Here is a 14,746-nt window from a genome sequence, read left to right on the forward strand (position 1 = left end):
GCAAAAGGCCGTCGTACTTGTCCACCACGGCGCGGATGCTCCTAAGGCCGATGCCGTGTCCCTCGCGCTCCTGCCCCAAGGGAAGGCCGGCCGCGTCGAGGCGGATCGGCTCGGCGCAGGGGTTCTCCACGCTCACCGCCAGGTTCCGCCCGCGCTCGAGCTCGACGGTCGCCTCGATCGCGCGCGGCCCCTCGCCCTCGACGGCGCGGCAGGCGTTGACGGCGTTCTCCAGGGCGTTCGCCAGCAGCACGCATACGTCCAGATCGTCGAAGGGCACGTCGGCCGGGACGGACGCCCTCACCGTCGCCGCGCACCCCTCCTCGCGCGCCTGCGCGACGCAGGAGGCCAGCACGGCGTTCACCGAGGCGTTCTCGCAGAAGCGCTCAGGCTCCGTTTCGCGCAGACGCGCGCCGAGGCCCTCGAGGTAGCTTGCGAGCTCCTCGCTGGCATCCTCGCCGGCAAGCTCTTCGAGCACCATGAGGTGGTGGCGCATGTCGTGGCGATAGGCGCGGCCGGCCTCCAGCTTGCTCAGCAGGCCGGCATACTCGCCCCGCTGGATCTCCAGCTGGGCGGCAGCCTCCTGCTGCGCCCGACGCGCCTCCTGGGCGCGCGAGGCTGCGAGGATCGCGCGCGCCATGACGGCGTACACGGACAGCGCGACGAGGAAGATGAGCGCCGTCACCAGCAGGTCGACCGGGCTGTTGCCGAAGTAGGACAGCAGCAGGAACACCGAGGCCGAGCACAGGCTGAGCGGCAGCCAGCCGGCGTCGCCGCGCGGGACGTGCGTGCGGAACGGCCCGCGCAGCCAGCGCCACGCCATGAGCGCGAGCACGAGCGCCACGGCGAGCACGCACCCCGTCTCCGCGAGGCCGCCGCGCAGGGCAGCGCCTCCCAGTACGCCCGTGACCAGCAGCTTCTGTAGGAAGATGAGGACGAAGGCCGCCATGCCCGCAACCATCCAGACGGCCGCGGTCTGCAAGAAGCCGTTGCGTGACAGCGCGTGGACGCCGATAACCGCCGGGAGGTAGGCGGTTAGCGGCAGCAGCGTGAGGACGAGCATGTCGTCGGCACCGGACAGGACCAGGCCCGCCTGCAGCGCCGCGATGGCGGCGAGGAGGCCCGACGCCGCGAGGAGCGTCCCTTTTTTGCCGAGCCGGCTGTCCAGGAGCATGCCGCATACGGAGGCGAACAGGAGGAAGTCCAACGCGGCCCACGGGTAGTGCTGCCAGGCGAAAGCGTCCATGCCCCTTCTCCTTCCCCGTTCGAACGCGGCGATCCGATGCACTGCCAAGTATGAACGCCCCGCGCCCGAAGCGCAACCGCCGTGCGAGCGGGCGCTGCACGGCTGAAACCACCGATGTTTCACGTGAAACATTTGATGATCCCGGTGCTGTTGAGGTGGAAATTCGGAATGATTGCAAAGCAATCTTTATAAGTTGACAAGCTTGCTTTATAAGCGAGAGAGGCTGAGAGCAAGAGATGGCGGGTCCCCGCGCTGCTCAACCTGAGAGGCTGATGGCGCTCTCGTGGGGTTTCGGCGACCGGGTTTCTCACGCGGTATAATATCGTTTCATCAATGAACGAATACGAGGCGCGAGGAGGTCGGATGAGCGAGGGGGATGCGGGGCGCGACCTGGCGCTCGACTCGACGTTCTTCGTGGCCTTCGACCTGACGCACCGCGCGCTCAAGAGCGGGCTCGCGGCGGCGAGCGGGCTCAACGTCACCCAGTACCGCATGCTCGTGAAGCTTCTGGCCGCAGGCGCGGAGGGCGTCGCGCAATCCGACTTAGGGCGCCTCCTCGACCTCAAGCCCAACGTAGTGACGCAGACCCTGAACGCGCTCGAGGAGGCCGGGCTCGCGGTGCGCCTACGCGACGAGGGGGCCGACGGCCGCACGCGCACCGCCCGCGTCACCGAGACCGGCGAGGCCCATGTGGCCCGGTCGAACGCCTCCATCGTCGAGCGCCTCTACGCGCTCTTCCCCACCGAGGACGCCGACCACCGTGCCATCCTGGAGGCGGCCATCGCGGCCGGCGCGAGCATCGACCCACCGCTTTCCGGCGATGTCGCCTCGCGCTTCGCCGCCTCGCGCGCCCTCGTGTCGCTCGAGCTGGTGAAGCGCGCAATGGAGGGGGCCCTGCGCCGCGCGGTGGGAGCGCCGCTTGCCGAGTGCCGGGTGCTCCAGCGCCTCGGCGAGGTGGGCGAGCCCCTGCGCGTGGGAGACGTCGCCACGCAGCTGCAGATGAGCCCCGTGGCCGTGGCGCGCGCCGTGGACGGCCTGGTCGGTCGCGGATGGGCGCTGCGCCTCGCCAGCCCGAGCGACCGCAAGGCCGTGTTCGCAGCCGCCACCGAGGAAGGCAGGCGCAGGCAGAAGGCCATCGCACGCGCCGTGGACGTGCTCGCGCGCACGCACCTGTGGGCGAATCTCGACGCCAAGCAGCGCCGAGCCCTCGCCCGCACCTGGCGCATCGTCATCGCCGACGCCCAAGCGCGCAAGGAGGCCGAGCGCAAAGCCGCGCTCGGCCTCCTGCAGCCCATCGAGTGATGTCCCAAATGGGGACAGTCCCCATTTGGGACGTTTTGGCATAGAAGGGGACTGTCCCCTTCTATGCCATTTTGCGCGCGGCGAAGAGGATGATCAGGTTCACGGCGATGTCGGCGGCGAACCAGCCTCCCACGGCGGGCAGGCTGATGCTCGCGGTATTGATGGCCGCGAACGTGCCCACGGTGAGGACCATGACCACGAGGCCGCACGCGAGGGCCGCCACGACGAGCGCGCGGCCGGGGCGCTTGCGGGAGAGGCACGCGCACACCGTCATGGAGGCCGCGCCCAGCAGCGTTCCCAGGAACGCCGCGAACACGACGAGCGCCACCACGAGCACCGGCATGCTCGGCAGCTTCGAGCTCATCGACGCCACCTGCACGGCGGAGAGTATCCCACTCACCGTGATCAGCAGGCACAGAACAGCCACGAGCGCCGTCGCCCAGCCCCACAGAAACGCCGTCGCGGGCTTGCCGACGCCGGTCTCGCCGCGCCAAACCAGGAAGCCGTAGAGCGCGACCCCCGCCGTGGACACCACCATGGCGAGCGCCGCCGCGTACATGAACGCCACCAGCGCCGACCCGGTGAGGATGGAGCACACGATGTCCAGTATGGGCACGTCGGCCGCCGAGATGTAGTCGTAGGAGAGCGTTCCGGTCAAATCCATCACGGCCAGCCCCACGCGCCCCACGAGCGCCACCGCGAGCGCGATCAGAAACAGCGTCCCGAACGGCCGGGCCATGGCCTTCATCTGCTCTTTCATGCTACTCCCCTCCCTTCATCTCGTTCTCGACCGCGAACGTGCCGCACAGATACCCTCCGCAGAACGCCAGGCTCACGTCGCCCAGCAGCGAGCCCAAAATGGGGTCGCCGATGTAGCTGTTCTCGCCGCACGCGCCGCCGGCGGTGTGCCACCCGGCGTACAATCCCGGAATGGGCCGCCCCTTCGTCGAGATCACCTGCATCTCGTCGTTGATCAGAAGGCCCGCCTTCGTGCCGTAGAGGTTGCCGCCGATGCGGCAGCCGTAGAACGGCGGGTCCTTGATGGCGTGCAGCCACTCGGGCGGCATCGGATACATGAAGTCGTCCTCGCCGCGCTCGCACGTCGCGTTCCACTTCTCCACGGCCTCCACGAGCACGCCGGGCTCGAACCCCAGGTCGCGCTCCAGCTCCTCGAGCGAGTCGCGCCTCTTCAGCACGTCGGCCTCGATGGCGTCGTCCACGCCGTGGTGCCAGTCGCGGTAGTGCTCGGGCACCTTGTCGATCTGCTCGAGGTCCGGCGTGATGAGCTTGCGGCAGTGCTCCTGCGCGAAGCCCGCCAGATGATCCTCGTAGTGCGCGTCGAAGATGATGTAGGAGCGATGCCCCGGCGGCGTCATCTGGATGGTGGCCAGATCTCCCAGCGCGTAGATGGCGTTCGCGCCGTCCTCGCCCACGCGGCTGTCCATATAGCGCAGGCGGTTGCCGCAGCGGTCGATGGTGAACCACGGCTGGCGCGACAGCTGCGTCATGCCGTCGTAGAGGAAGCGCGCCCACTGGCCGCCCTCGGCCTCCCAGTCCACGCCGCCGTCGAAGCTCGCGGAGCTGTTGAAGCCCGACACGTCCGCGCTCACGCCGAGCCCCATGCGGAAGCACTCGCCCGTCTCGCCCGCCGTGAGGTAGCTGCTCGCGCAGCCCATGGCCGCCGTAGGGATGTACTGCTTCAGCAGGGCCTTGTTGTTGCAGAACCCGCCCGCCGTGAGGATGACCGCGCGCGTGGCGTGGATGTACTTCTCCTGCGCATAGTCCTCGCGCACCACCACGCCCACGATACGGCCGTCGCCGTCCTGCACGAGCGCCTCGGCCGGGCTCTGGAACAGGTACTGCACCCCGTTGCGCTGCCCGAACGCGAACATGGCGTCGGTGGCGTCCTTCATCTTCAGCACGTGGTGGTCGAGCGTAGAGTTCTTCGGCGCCACGTACACCGGCACCTCGCCCAGGCGCCAGCGCACGCCGCAGTCAGCCATCCAGTCGATGCAGTGGCCGCCTTCCTCGGCGATGCGGTGGATGAGGTGCGGGTCGCACGCGTAGTGGTACTCGTCGATGGCCCAGTCGGCCAGCTTCTTCGCATCGAAGGGATAGCTGGGGAAGGCGAAGCGCTTGGACTCCTGGAGCTTCGAGCCGCCGAGGATGGCGCACATGCCGGCCTCCTGCGCGTTGCCGCCGTGCAGCCCCATGGCCTCCACGCAGATCGTCTGCGCACCCAGCTCGGCCGCGCGCGCCGCCGCGTTCAGGCCGCCGCCGCCCGCGCCCACCACGCAGATCTCGCATTCGTAGTCCCACGTCGCGGGCACGGAACGCGGCGGGATGGGACTCGCGTCGTTCGCCGGGAAGGCAGCGCCGTTGTGCTCGCGGTAGGTGCCGTCTGAGCCGGAGGCGTTTCCCTCGGCGCTTTCGGGCACGGCCACGTCCTTGCTGCCGTCGGCCGCCCAGTCGCCGATGATGCCGGGCTCCTCGGCGAAGGCCGCCACCGGCGCGACCGCCGCCGCAGCAGCCGTTCCGCCGAGCGCCACCGCCGCGCCGGCCAAAAAGTCGCGCCGGGTGAGCCCCCGCGCTCCCTGCTTCACGTTCCCGCTCATTTCGCCTCCCCTCCCTCGGTTGCCGCCGCGCCGCCCGCAGCGGCCGCCTCGGCCTGCGCAAGCGCGTCCTCCACGGCCTGCTTCACGCCCGCCGTGGTGATGGTGGCGCCGCTCACCGCATCGATGTCGGCGCCTTGCGCGGCCTCGATCATGGCGGCGAACTTGCCATCGCGGATGGCCTCGTAGCCCCCGCGGCTCTGGCTCTCGCCCTCCTGCGTGGTTTCCAGGCACGAGATGCGGTTGTCCTGCACCATCAGCGTCACCGTGATGGGACCCTCCATGCCCTTGCCGGTGCCGGTGTACACGCCGTCGGCGAGCACGCCCTCGGCTTTCGCCTGCCCGTCGGCCGCCACCTCCTGCGCCCACGGATCGTCCGCGCGCAGAGCAAGCTGCTCGGCGCTTGCGGCGTCCTTCGACCCCGACCCCTCGAAGCCCGCGCCGCAGCCCGACATGCCCATCGCGAGCACGGCGGCGCCGCATACGGCCGCTGCCCTCTTCTTCATCGATCAGTCCTCCTCTTCGCTTCCCTCATCGCGGGTTCGCCCAGCCCTCGGGCAGCTCGTAGTCGTGGCAGGTGTTGCAGTACATCTGCGACGACCCGTGAACGCCGTGGCAGTTGCTGCAGTCGATGGCCTCGCCCTGATGGGACTCATGCGGGTTCACGCCCGCCTCGCCGCCCCAGTCCTCGGTGGCCGCCACCACGTCGGCCCACTCGTGGCAGCCGCTCTTCGCGCACATCTTCTTGTCGGCCGTCACGCCCGTGCGCACGATGTCTCCCGCCTCGTCGGTCTCGAAATCGCCCGACGCCCAGGCCAGGCCCTCTGCCACCTGCTCATCGATCTTGGGCTCGTGGCACTGGAGGCACGTCGTGCCCTGCTGCTCGTGCGCGTTCGCCAGAAGCGTCGCGTCGTTGAAGTAGCCCTCCACGTAGTTGTCCATCGGATCGTGGCAGATGGCGTTGCAGAAACTCGGCTGCTCGTGCCACACCCAGAACCCGGCGCCCGCGGCCACCAGCACCACGGCCACCACGCCCACTGCGATGGGCCACTTCCGCCTTCCCGCGCGTTTGCCGCTCGGTCGCGTCTCTCCCATAGGTCCCCTCCTCGCTCGATCGTTCCCTTTAGTTCATACTTGTTTCGTTTTTATTTCGTTAGTGAACTTGTTAGCCCGCATGCTAGCATCTTCGGAATGCGAAGGAAAGCCGCTGTTGACGCCCCCTGACAACCCGTCAACGACCGGATGACGCAGCGGATGACGCAGGACGGGGGTAATGTCATCACAGCCAAGGTTATCGGATTTGATGACATTACCCCCGTCCTGCGTCATCAGCCGGTCCCCGCAAGGCACCCCTCCCCGTTGACGGATTGTCAAAAGTGTCTATTGACGCTTCGTCAATCAGGAGCGTATGCTGCGCTCATCAGGGGTTCGGCTCATCGAAGCCGAGGGAACGCGACCGCAGGCGCAAGGGGGTGCCGACATGACGGAGACCAGACGCGAAGGCGCTGCCCGCCGCGACGACATCGTGGCCGCCGCCCGCGAGCTGTACGAGGAGCAGGGGCTCTCGAAGACCTCCGTGCAGGACATCACGAACCGCGTGGGCGTCACCCGCTCGCTCTTCTACCACTACTTCCCCGACAAGGACGCCGTCACCTCGGCGGTGCTCGACGACTACGTGGCCGACTTCATCGAGGCCACGCACTATTGGAACGCCCAGCGCCGCCGCGGCGACATCGAGAGCGCGCTCACCAGCGTGGTGAAGCTCATGCGCCTGGGCGTGTTCGAGCACGACGCGTTCCGCCGTTCGCTCGCCTCGCGCGAGAACGCGGCGCTCTACATCGACTTCATCAACCGCGTGGCCGACCGCGTGGCCTCCTACATCGTGGACACCACCGTGCGCGACTACGGCGAGCTGCACGAGATACGCATCGAGCACGTCTACGAGACGTTCTACGTGCTCATCCTCGGCATCGTGGGCTACCTGCGCACGCATCCGGATGCCGATGACGAGGTGCTGAAGGACCTCATCGCCCAGACGCTGCACATGGACCGCGGAACCACCGCCCCGCCCGGCGGCTAGGCGCCGCAGCACCGCACCACCCATATCACCAGCGGAAACAGCAGGCCGGAAGGCGGCCTGTGCGAAGCATACCCAAACTGAAGGAGGGTTCCACATGTTGTTCCAAGTCTACGGGGAGAACGCCCTGTACCAGTGGCTCGGCTGGGCCATGGTGTTCATCGGCCTCATCCTGGTCAACGAGATCGCCCGTCGCACGAAGATCGGCGGCACCATCTGCTTCATCGGCATCCCGGTGGCGCTCACGGCCTACTTCGTGGCCATCTACATGGGCGCGGCGGCCGGCGCCGACTGGGCGCTCAACAACCCCACGTACGTGCACATGAACAGCTGGTTCCACTACGCGAAGCTCTACGCGGCCACCATCGGCTGCATCGGCTTCATGGCGCTCAAGTACAAGTGGGGCCGCCTCGGCAAAGCCGAGTGGTTCAAGTGCTTCCCGTTCGTCATCGTTGCCATCAACATCCTCATCGCCGTGGTGAGCGACTTCGAGAGCGCGTTCCGCGCCTGGGGCACCACCTGGGTGTCGAGCGAGGGCGTCACGCTCTACGGCGGCTGGCACAACGTGTTCAACGGCCTGGCCGGCATCATCAACATCGCGTGCATGACCGGCTGGTTCGGCATCTACGTGTCCAAGAAGAAGCAGGACATGCTCTGGCCCGACATGACGTGGGTGTTCATCATCGCGTATGACCTGTGGAACTTCTGCTACACCTACAACTGCCTGCCCTCGCACGCGTTCTACTGCGGCCTGGCGCTGCTGCTGGCTCCCACCGTGGCGGCGATGCTCTGGAACAAGGGCGGCTGGATCCAGAACCGCGCGTTCACGCTGGCCATCTGGTGCATGTTCGCGCAGGTGTTCCCCGCGTTCCAGGACTACAGCGTGTTCAGCACGCAGTCGGTGAACAACCCGGACGTGAACCTGGTGGTGTCGGTGATAGCGCTGCTGGCCAACGTGGCCGCGTTCGCCTACATCATGTACCGCGCGAAGAAGCTGGGGAAGAATCCGTACATGAACGAGGTGTTCGTGGGCACGCGCGACTACGACCAGGCCATGGCCCGTCGCGAGGATGCGCCGTCGCTGCCGGCCGACCCCAAGGGCGACCTGGACGACGCCGCCCCGCAGGGAGCATAGGCGCCGCGCGCAACCCGCACTCCCCCTTCGAGAGCCCGCCTCCCCCCGGCGGGCTCTTTTCTGGGCAGGGGAACCCGATTGTCGACCGAAACACACGCCACAGGCGCCCCATGCGTTCGTTTCGGTCGACAATCGGGTTCCCCTGCCTATCACTCAAAGCCGCAGATTACAACTTCTCAAAGAAATTGAGAAGTTTCTTGCATGACTTCTCAATTTTGCTGAGAAGTTGGTATCATAGTCGATCATCGGCGAAAGGAGAGATCATGGCGGCGAACCCCTTGGGCATCTATCCGAGCCTGGTGCGCGAATACATGGAGTTCATGCCGCCCCGCCTCGTGGCCCGCAACGACATCGTCCGCAGCCTCCCCGAACCGGCGCCCTTCAACCTCGTCCACATCATCACGGGCGTACGCCGCTGCGGCAAAACCTTCTACCTGTTCCAGCTGATGAAAAACCTAATGGAAAACGGCGTTTCCCGATCAGATATTTTCTACTTCAATTTCGCCGACGACCGCTTGAAGCCGCTTTCCGCAACCGTTTTGGACGATACGGTCTCCGAATACTTCCGCCAAGTGCCCGCGGCGCGCAGCGAGGGCGCCTACCTGTTCCTCGACGAGGTGCAGGAAGCCGAGAACTGGCAGGGCTTCTGCCAACGCATGGCCGAGCTGGAGAATGTGACGCTGGTGATCACCGGATCGTCGTCGAAGCTCTCATCCGAGGAGATCGCCACAAGCTTCCGCGGCCGTTCGCATGCGCACGAGATGGCGCCCCTGTCCTTCAGGGAGTTCTGCGAGTTCAACGGCGTGCCCGCCCCAGGCAACGGCAGCGAGTCGGTATCCCCACGCACCGAGACCTCCCTTGAGTCCGCGTTCGACCGCTTTCTCGTATGTGGGGGGTTCCCCGGCGTGCAGACGCTCGAGCAGGAGGATCGCATCGAGATCCTTCAAAGCTACGTACGCGACGTGGTGGCGCGCGACGTGGCCGAGCGGTTCGGGCGCGAGGACATCGCCCTTGCGAACCAGCTGGCCTTGTTCGGGCTGCGAAACACCGCCTGCGAGTTCTCGGTCAACAACATGGTGGAGCAGCTGCAGGATGCAGGGTACAAGGTGTACTGGGAGAAGGTCAACCGACTCTTCGACCTGCTTAAGCAGGCTTTTATGCTCCATGAGCTCGCCGAGTACTCGACCGCCCTCAAATCCGACACGACAGCCGTCCCCAAAGTCTACGCCGTCGACCCCGGCATAGTCTACGCGGTGTCGAGGGCGAACCAGCAGGACATCGGCAAGCGCCTCGAAACCGCCGTCTACCTCGAATTGCGCAGACGAATGGCGGGGAGGCGCACCGAGACGGTCACCTCGCTCACCCTCGGCTCGCCGCAACGCGCGAAGGTGGACTTCCTCGTGGGCGACGCGCTCGCTGCCGAGCCGTACGCGCTCTACCAAGTGACGGCGTCGATGGAGTCGGAGAAGACGCGGAACCGCGAGATCCACGCGCTTGACGAGGCGATGGCTCGGCTCGGGCTCGAAAACGGAACCATCGTCACCTTGCGCGAGGAGGGAACCGTCGCGGCAGAGCACGGAACCATCCGTATGATCCCGGCATGGAAGTGGGCTTTGGGCTGAGCACCGCAGGTTCATGCGTCAGCTCCCTTGGAAACCCAGGATGCGGCATGTCGCGAAGGGCTTCGACCTGCTAGAATAGGATGGTTGGGCGTTTCGCGCCCCGCGCCGACGGCAGAACCCTCCCGGGAAGGATCCCATGCAGCAGCTGCCCCAGCTCATAACCGACCTCGCCCTCATCCTCGCCGTGGCGGCGGTGGTCACCATCGTGTGCCGCCGCTTCCGGCTGCCGCTCGTGGTGGGCTACGTGCTGGCGGGCTTCCTCGTGGGGCCGGCCATCCACTGGATCCCCACCGTGGTGGACACGGCCAGCGTCACCGCGTGGTCCGACATCGGCGTGATCTTCCTGATGTTCGGCCTGGGGCTCGAGTTCAGCGTGCTCAAGCTCGCCACCGTGGGCCGCCCCGCCGTGGTGACCGCCGCCTTCGAGATGACGCTCATGATGGCCACGGGCCTGATGGTGGGCACGCTTCTGGGCTGGTCGTTCACCATGAGCCTGTTCCTGGGCGGGATGCTGGCCATCTCATCGTCGTCCATCATCGTGAAGACGTTCAACGACCTGGGGGTCAAGGGGCAGGGCTTCACCGAGCTCGTGTTCGGCGTGCTGGTCATCGAGGATATCGCGGCGGTGTTCTTGCTCGCGGCGCTCTCCACCGCCGGCGCGGGCGCCGATGCGGACGCCGCGGCCGCCGCGCTCAAGATCGGCCGGATGGCGCTCTACCTCATCGTATGGTTCGCGCTCAGCGTCATCGTGGTGCCGAGCGCCCTCAAGCGCATCCGCGACGCCGTGAACGACGAGATCCTGCTCGTCACGTCGCTCGCGCTGTGCTTCGGGATGGCGGCGCTGGCCGTGGGCATCGGGTTCTCCTCGGCGCTCGGCGCGTTTTTGGCCGGGTCGATACTGGCGGGCACCGTGCAGGCCCCGCGCGTCGCGGCCCTGTTCAAACCGCTGAAAGACCTGTTCGGAGCCGTGTTCTTCGTGTCGGTGGGCATGCTGGTCACGCCGCATGCCATCATCGAGAACGCGGGCGCGGTGGCGCTTATCGCCGTCGTGGCCGTGGTCGGGCGCTCGCTTTTCTGCTGCGCGGGCGCGCTTCTGGCGGGCCAGTCGCTCAGGACGGCGGTGAAGGCGGGCCTGAGCCTCGCGCAGATCGGCGAGTTCTCGTTCATCATCGCGGCGCTCGGCGCATCCCTCGGCGTGACCGCGGGCTTCCTCTACCCCGTCATCGTCACGGTTTCGGTGATCACCTCGCTCGCCTCGCCCCTGCTCGTGCGCAACTCCGAGCGCGCCTACCGCGTGCTCGTGCGCCTTCTGCCCGCGAGCGCGCTCGCCTTCCTCGAGCGGCGCGAGAAAGCCGCCGAGGACGGCTCCGACGACGAGGGCGAGACCCTCTGGCGCGACTACCTGAAGCGCTGGTTCCTCAAGGCGGGCATGGTGGTGCTCTGCGCCGCGGCCTCGGTGGAGCTGCTCGTGCGGATCGCGCCGCGCCTCCTGCGCGGGCTCGCCCCCGAGCCGTTCCTGACCGGCGCGCTGGCCGCCCTCGGCATCCTGGCCACGGGACTGTTCATGGCCAACCTCTTCTACACCGGCCGCAAGAACGAATTCGGCGCGCTGTGGATGCGCCGCCGCCGCAACCGCCCCGCCCTCGCGGCGCTCTCGGCCGCGGGGCTCGCCATCTCGTTCGGATCGGTGCTGTTCATCGCCTACGCCGCCGGCGCGGACAACCTTCTATGGATGGTCGTTCTGGCCGCCGTCTGCACGGCCGCGCTCGGCCGGTCGCGGACGCTGCACTCGCTGTTCCTCAAGCTGGAGACGAGCTTCGCCGGCAACCTCAGCCAGAGCGTGCTCGCCGAGCGCCGGGCCAGCCTGGGCGACGAGGAGCACGCGAACTGGGTGGAGAAGCACCTGTACGTGGTGGAGGTGGAGGCCTCGCGCACCCTCAAGCTGCTGGGCGCGCGGCGACCGGCCGACGTGATGTTCGGCATCGCGCACAACCTGGACCTCATGGCCATCGTGCGCGACGGCCGCCGCGTGGGGGCCGACGAGATCGCGCGCCTGTCGAAGGAGGAGATCGCGCGGCGCATCAACGATCCGGACGACCCGCTCGGCGTGCGCGAGGGCGACGTGCTGGCGTTTCTGGGCACGGAGGCGGAGGTGGACGCGTATCTGCAGAGCATGGTCAAGGACGGCTCGCTCGAGGAGGACGAGGCCGAGAGCGCCATGCTCGACACCTACCTCTCCCGCGGCCCGGCGCGCTTCGACGCGGCCTGCTTCGCCGTGGACGTGGAGGCGGCGGGCTCGCCCTTCGCCGGCAAGACCATCGCCTCCATCGACTTCAAGGGCGCCTACAGGAGCCTGGTGGTAGCGCACGAGCACGACGCGCTCGTGCGCATGAAGCCGAGCCGCAACACGCGCCTGTTCCCCGGCGACCGCGTCTGGCTCGTCGGCGACCCCGCCCGCGCCGCCGCCCTCATCGAGCAAGCAGCCCCCCTGTCATCCTGAGCGGAGCGACCGAAGGGAGCGTAGTCGAAAAATCCCGTGCGGCGCCAGCTGAAAGCGTCACGGTCGACGTAGCGAGGCTGAAGCGGGAAAACGGGGCTCCCAGCGAAATTTTTGCGCGCAATGGACGAATCCGCAGGGCGAAACGCCGCTTTGAGGACGTCCTCCACGGAGACGCGCAAGGGAAACCCCAGGTCGAAATGCCACCCCAGCGGCATCAATCCGTCCATTGCGCGCATTTTTTTCGCAGGAGGCTCCGAAACCGCGCTCGTGGCCCCTGCGGGGAACTGACACCTCAGCCAAGTGGCGAGATTTTTCGGCTGTGGCACGGATCGGGCGGGTTTCGGGCGGCGCGGGCGACCAGCCGCCGACGTTTCCCCAGGTCGCAAATTTCGCGAACGCGCCGCGCGTGCCATAGCCGCAAATTCCTGCCACAACCGGGAAGCGCTCATGCTGGCACCGCAGGGGATCCTTCGACTCCGCTCCCTTCGGTCGCTCCGCTCAGGATGACAGGGGGGCATCTTCACGCTCCGCTCAGGATGACAAAGGGCGTTCTCTACCTCGCGTTCTTCTTCGCGTACATGCGGGCGTCGGCCAGGCGCAGCAGGTCGTCCACGCTGCCGGCCTCCGAGTAGCGCGCGCCGCCGATGTCGATGCCGATGGACAGCCCGCAGACGATGGCCCCGCCGTCGATGGCCGCGACGGCCGCGTCCATGCGCGCGGCCAGCTCCGCGTGGTCCGCACCTCCGAGCACCACGAACTCGTCACCCGCGTAACGCACGACCTCCTCGCCCGCAGCGCACGCCCCCTTGAGCGCATTGGCCACCGCCATGAGCGCGGCGTCGCCCACCGCGTGGCCGAACGTGTCGTTCACCTGCTTGAAGCCGGCCACATCCATGAACAGAAGCGAGAAGTCCCCTTCGCCCGCCGCGAACGCGCGCACCCGCTCGTCGAGCAGGTCCTCGAGGCGGCGGCGGTTCGACGCGCCGGTCATGGGGTCGTGGTAGGCCATGTACTCCAGCTCGTCGCGCGCCTCCTTGAGCTCGCTCACGTCGGCGAGGTGCACGAGCAGAAGGTCGAACTGGCCGCTGCGCACCTTCGCCCGGTTCACGGAGCACATGGCGGGGATGCCGCTCGCCATGGCCAGGTCGCCCCGGAACAGCCGCACGTCCTCATCTTCCGCGCCCCGCTCAACCTGCGGGCGCTCGTCCGGCGCGACGAAGGACGCGAAGGGCTTTCCCTCCGGCGCCTCGTCGCCCAGGATGCGGCGCGCCTCGGCGTTCGCGTACAGCACGAGCCGCTCCTCATCGGTGACCACGAGGCCGTCGATGCTGTGCTCATAGACGTAGGTGGGGATGAGCGCCAGCTCCACGAACTCGAAGTCGTAGTCGCGCAGACGCGTCCAGTACCCCAGGCCGAACACCATGGTGGCCACGAACCCGAGCGGCGGGAGGTACGTGGTGAACTGGGGCACCACGAACAGCGACACTAACCCCACCGCGACGGCGGCCAGGTCGACCACGATGTAGCCGCGCGCCAGATCGCGCGCGGCGCGGTTCGCCGCCTCGCGCCGCCAGCGCACCAGACACCACATCCCCGCGCCGAAGTACACGACGAGGTAGGCGAGCAGCAGGTAGGGCCACACGGTGCCGAAGCCCTGCACGTACGTCCAGCCCAGGCCGCTGCCGCTCTCCACCAGCCCGTCGGCGATGCCGCTCGGCGCGAAGGCCATGAACCGCACGACGAGCACGGCCGGCACGATCCAGAAGGCGGCCTTCGCCGCGCGCCCCATGCGCCTATCGCGCCCCGTCATCACGATGAAGTAGTAGGACGTGAGCGCGATGAACCCGCACCAGCCGGGCGCGCCCATCCGATGCCAGAACCACGCCGTCTCCTCCGTGGGCGCGCTGTAGAAGAACGCGTCGCACAGGCACCACCAGCCCAGGCTGAGCAGCACGAGCACGGCCATGAGGTTCTGCCGGCTCTGGCGGCCGTCGGTCACCCGCTGGTAGGCGATCATGACGAAGTACGTGGCCGAAGCCGTCGCCAGAAAAGACAGGATGTTCAAGCGGCCACCTCCTCCGGGTGCGGGCCGACGCCGTCGTTGGAGCGGCCATTGTACCATGCGACACCCCAGGCCAAGGCGGGGTCGCAACTTCAACCTGGCATGAAAGCGCGCCCGTCGGCAAGCTGCAACGCCGCCGCAATCGAGCCGTCGAACGGCAGGGAAACCGCGGCGAGGGGCCGAGGAGGCGCGG

Annotated in this window: 10 protein-coding genes and 1 pseudogene; 5 read left to right on the top strand and 6 right to left on the bottom strand. The window is 67.6% G+C overall.

Translation table 11 applies throughout. The annotated features are described in order from the left end of the window. Nucleotides 1-22 precede the first annotated feature (22 nt). A pseudogene (locus FX134_RS15035) lies at nucleotides 23-1,375 on the bottom strand (sensor histidine kinase); the annotation flags it as partial. Nucleotides 1,376-1,606: 231 nt separating this feature from the next. Between FX134_RS15035 and FX134_RS03255 the strand changes: the two are divergent. Continuing rightward, nucleotides 1,607-2,545, top strand: a complete 939-nt coding sequence (locus FX134_RS03255; RefSeq protein ID WP_080797550.1) for a MarR family winged helix-turn-helix transcriptional regulator — start codon at nucleotides 1,607-1,609, stop codon at nucleotides 2,543-2,545. 61 nt (nucleotides 2,546-2,606) lie between these two features. On the opposite strand, the gene FX134_RS03260 is transcribed toward FX134_RS03255, so the two are convergent. Genes FX134_RS03260 through FX134_RS03275 form a run of 4 tightly spaced genes read right to left on the bottom strand, consistent with a single transcriptional unit; the run spans nucleotide 2,607 to nucleotide 6,252 of the window. Continuing rightward, nucleotides 2,607-3,305, bottom strand: a complete 699-nt coding sequence (locus FX134_RS03260; protein WP_080797553.1) for a hypothetical protein — start codon at nucleotides 3,303-3,305, stop codon at nucleotides 2,607-2,609. A 1-nt stretch (nucleotide 3,306) separates the two neighbouring features. Further along, complete coding sequence (locus FX134_RS03265; protein WP_080797555.1) at nucleotides 3,307-5,160, bottom strand: FAD-binding protein; 1,854 nt, start codon at nucleotides 5,158-5,160, stop codon at nucleotides 3,307-3,309. After that, nucleotides 5,157-5,663, bottom strand: coding sequence for an FMN-binding protein (locus FX134_RS03270; RefSeq protein WP_080797557.1), 507 nt, complete (start codon nucleotides 5,661-5,663; stop codon nucleotides 5,157-5,159). Before FX134_RS03270 ends, FX134_RS03265 begins: the two co-directional genes overlap by 4 nt. Nucleotides 5,664-5,688: 25 nt before the next feature. Continuing rightward, nucleotides 5,689-6,252, bottom strand: a complete 564-nt coding sequence (locus FX134_RS03275; RefSeq protein ID WP_080797559.1) for a cytochrome c3 family protein — start codon at nucleotides 6,250-6,252, stop codon at nucleotides 5,689-5,691. 385 nt (nucleotides 6,253-6,637) lie between these two features. Here FX134_RS03275 and FX134_RS03280 point away from each other — a divergent pair, with 385 nt between their 5' ends. The 4 genes from FX134_RS03280 (at nucleotide 6,638) to FX134_RS03295 (ending at nucleotide 12,491) form a co-directional block, all read left to right on the top strand. Then, on the top strand, nucleotides 6,638-7,237 hold the full coding sequence (locus FX134_RS03280) for a TetR/AcrR family transcriptional regulator (RefSeq protein ID WP_080797561.1): 600 nt from the start codon (nucleotides 6,638-6,640) through the stop codon (nucleotides 7,235-7,237). A gap of 94 nt (nucleotides 7,238-7,331) precedes the next feature. Further along, entirely contained in the window at nucleotides 7,332-8,369 is a 1,038-nt protein-coding gene (locus FX134_RS03285; RefSeq protein WP_080797563.1) for a DUF5692 family protein, read from the top strand. Nucleotides 8,370-8,632: 263 nt separating this feature from the next. Next, entirely contained in the window at nucleotides 8,633-9,991 is a 1,359-nt protein-coding gene (locus tag FX134_RS03290; protein WP_080797565.1) for an ATP-binding protein, read from the top strand. 136 nt (nucleotides 9,992-10,127) lie between these two features. Continuing rightward, nucleotides 10,128-12,491, top strand: coding sequence for a cation:proton antiporter domain-containing protein (locus tag FX134_RS03295; RefSeq protein ID WP_080797567.1), 2,364 nt, complete (start codon nucleotides 10,128-10,130; stop codon nucleotides 12,489-12,491). Nucleotides 12,492-13,044: 553 nt separating this feature from the next. Here the strand turns inward: FX134_RS03295 and FX134_RS03300 are convergent. Next, nucleotides 13,045-14,556 (bottom strand): sensor domain-containing diguanylate cyclase, encoded by a 1,512-nt coding sequence (locus FX134_RS03300; protein ID WP_172623358.1) that lies wholly within the window; start codon nucleotides 14,554-14,556, stop codon nucleotides 13,045-13,047. Nucleotides 14,557-14,746: the final 190 nt, after the last annotated feature.

This window comes from Arabiibacter massiliensis (assembly GCF_902386925.1).
GTDB lineage: Bacteria > Actinomycetota > Coriobacteriia > Coriobacteriales > Eggerthellaceae > Arabiibacter > Arabiibacter massiliensis.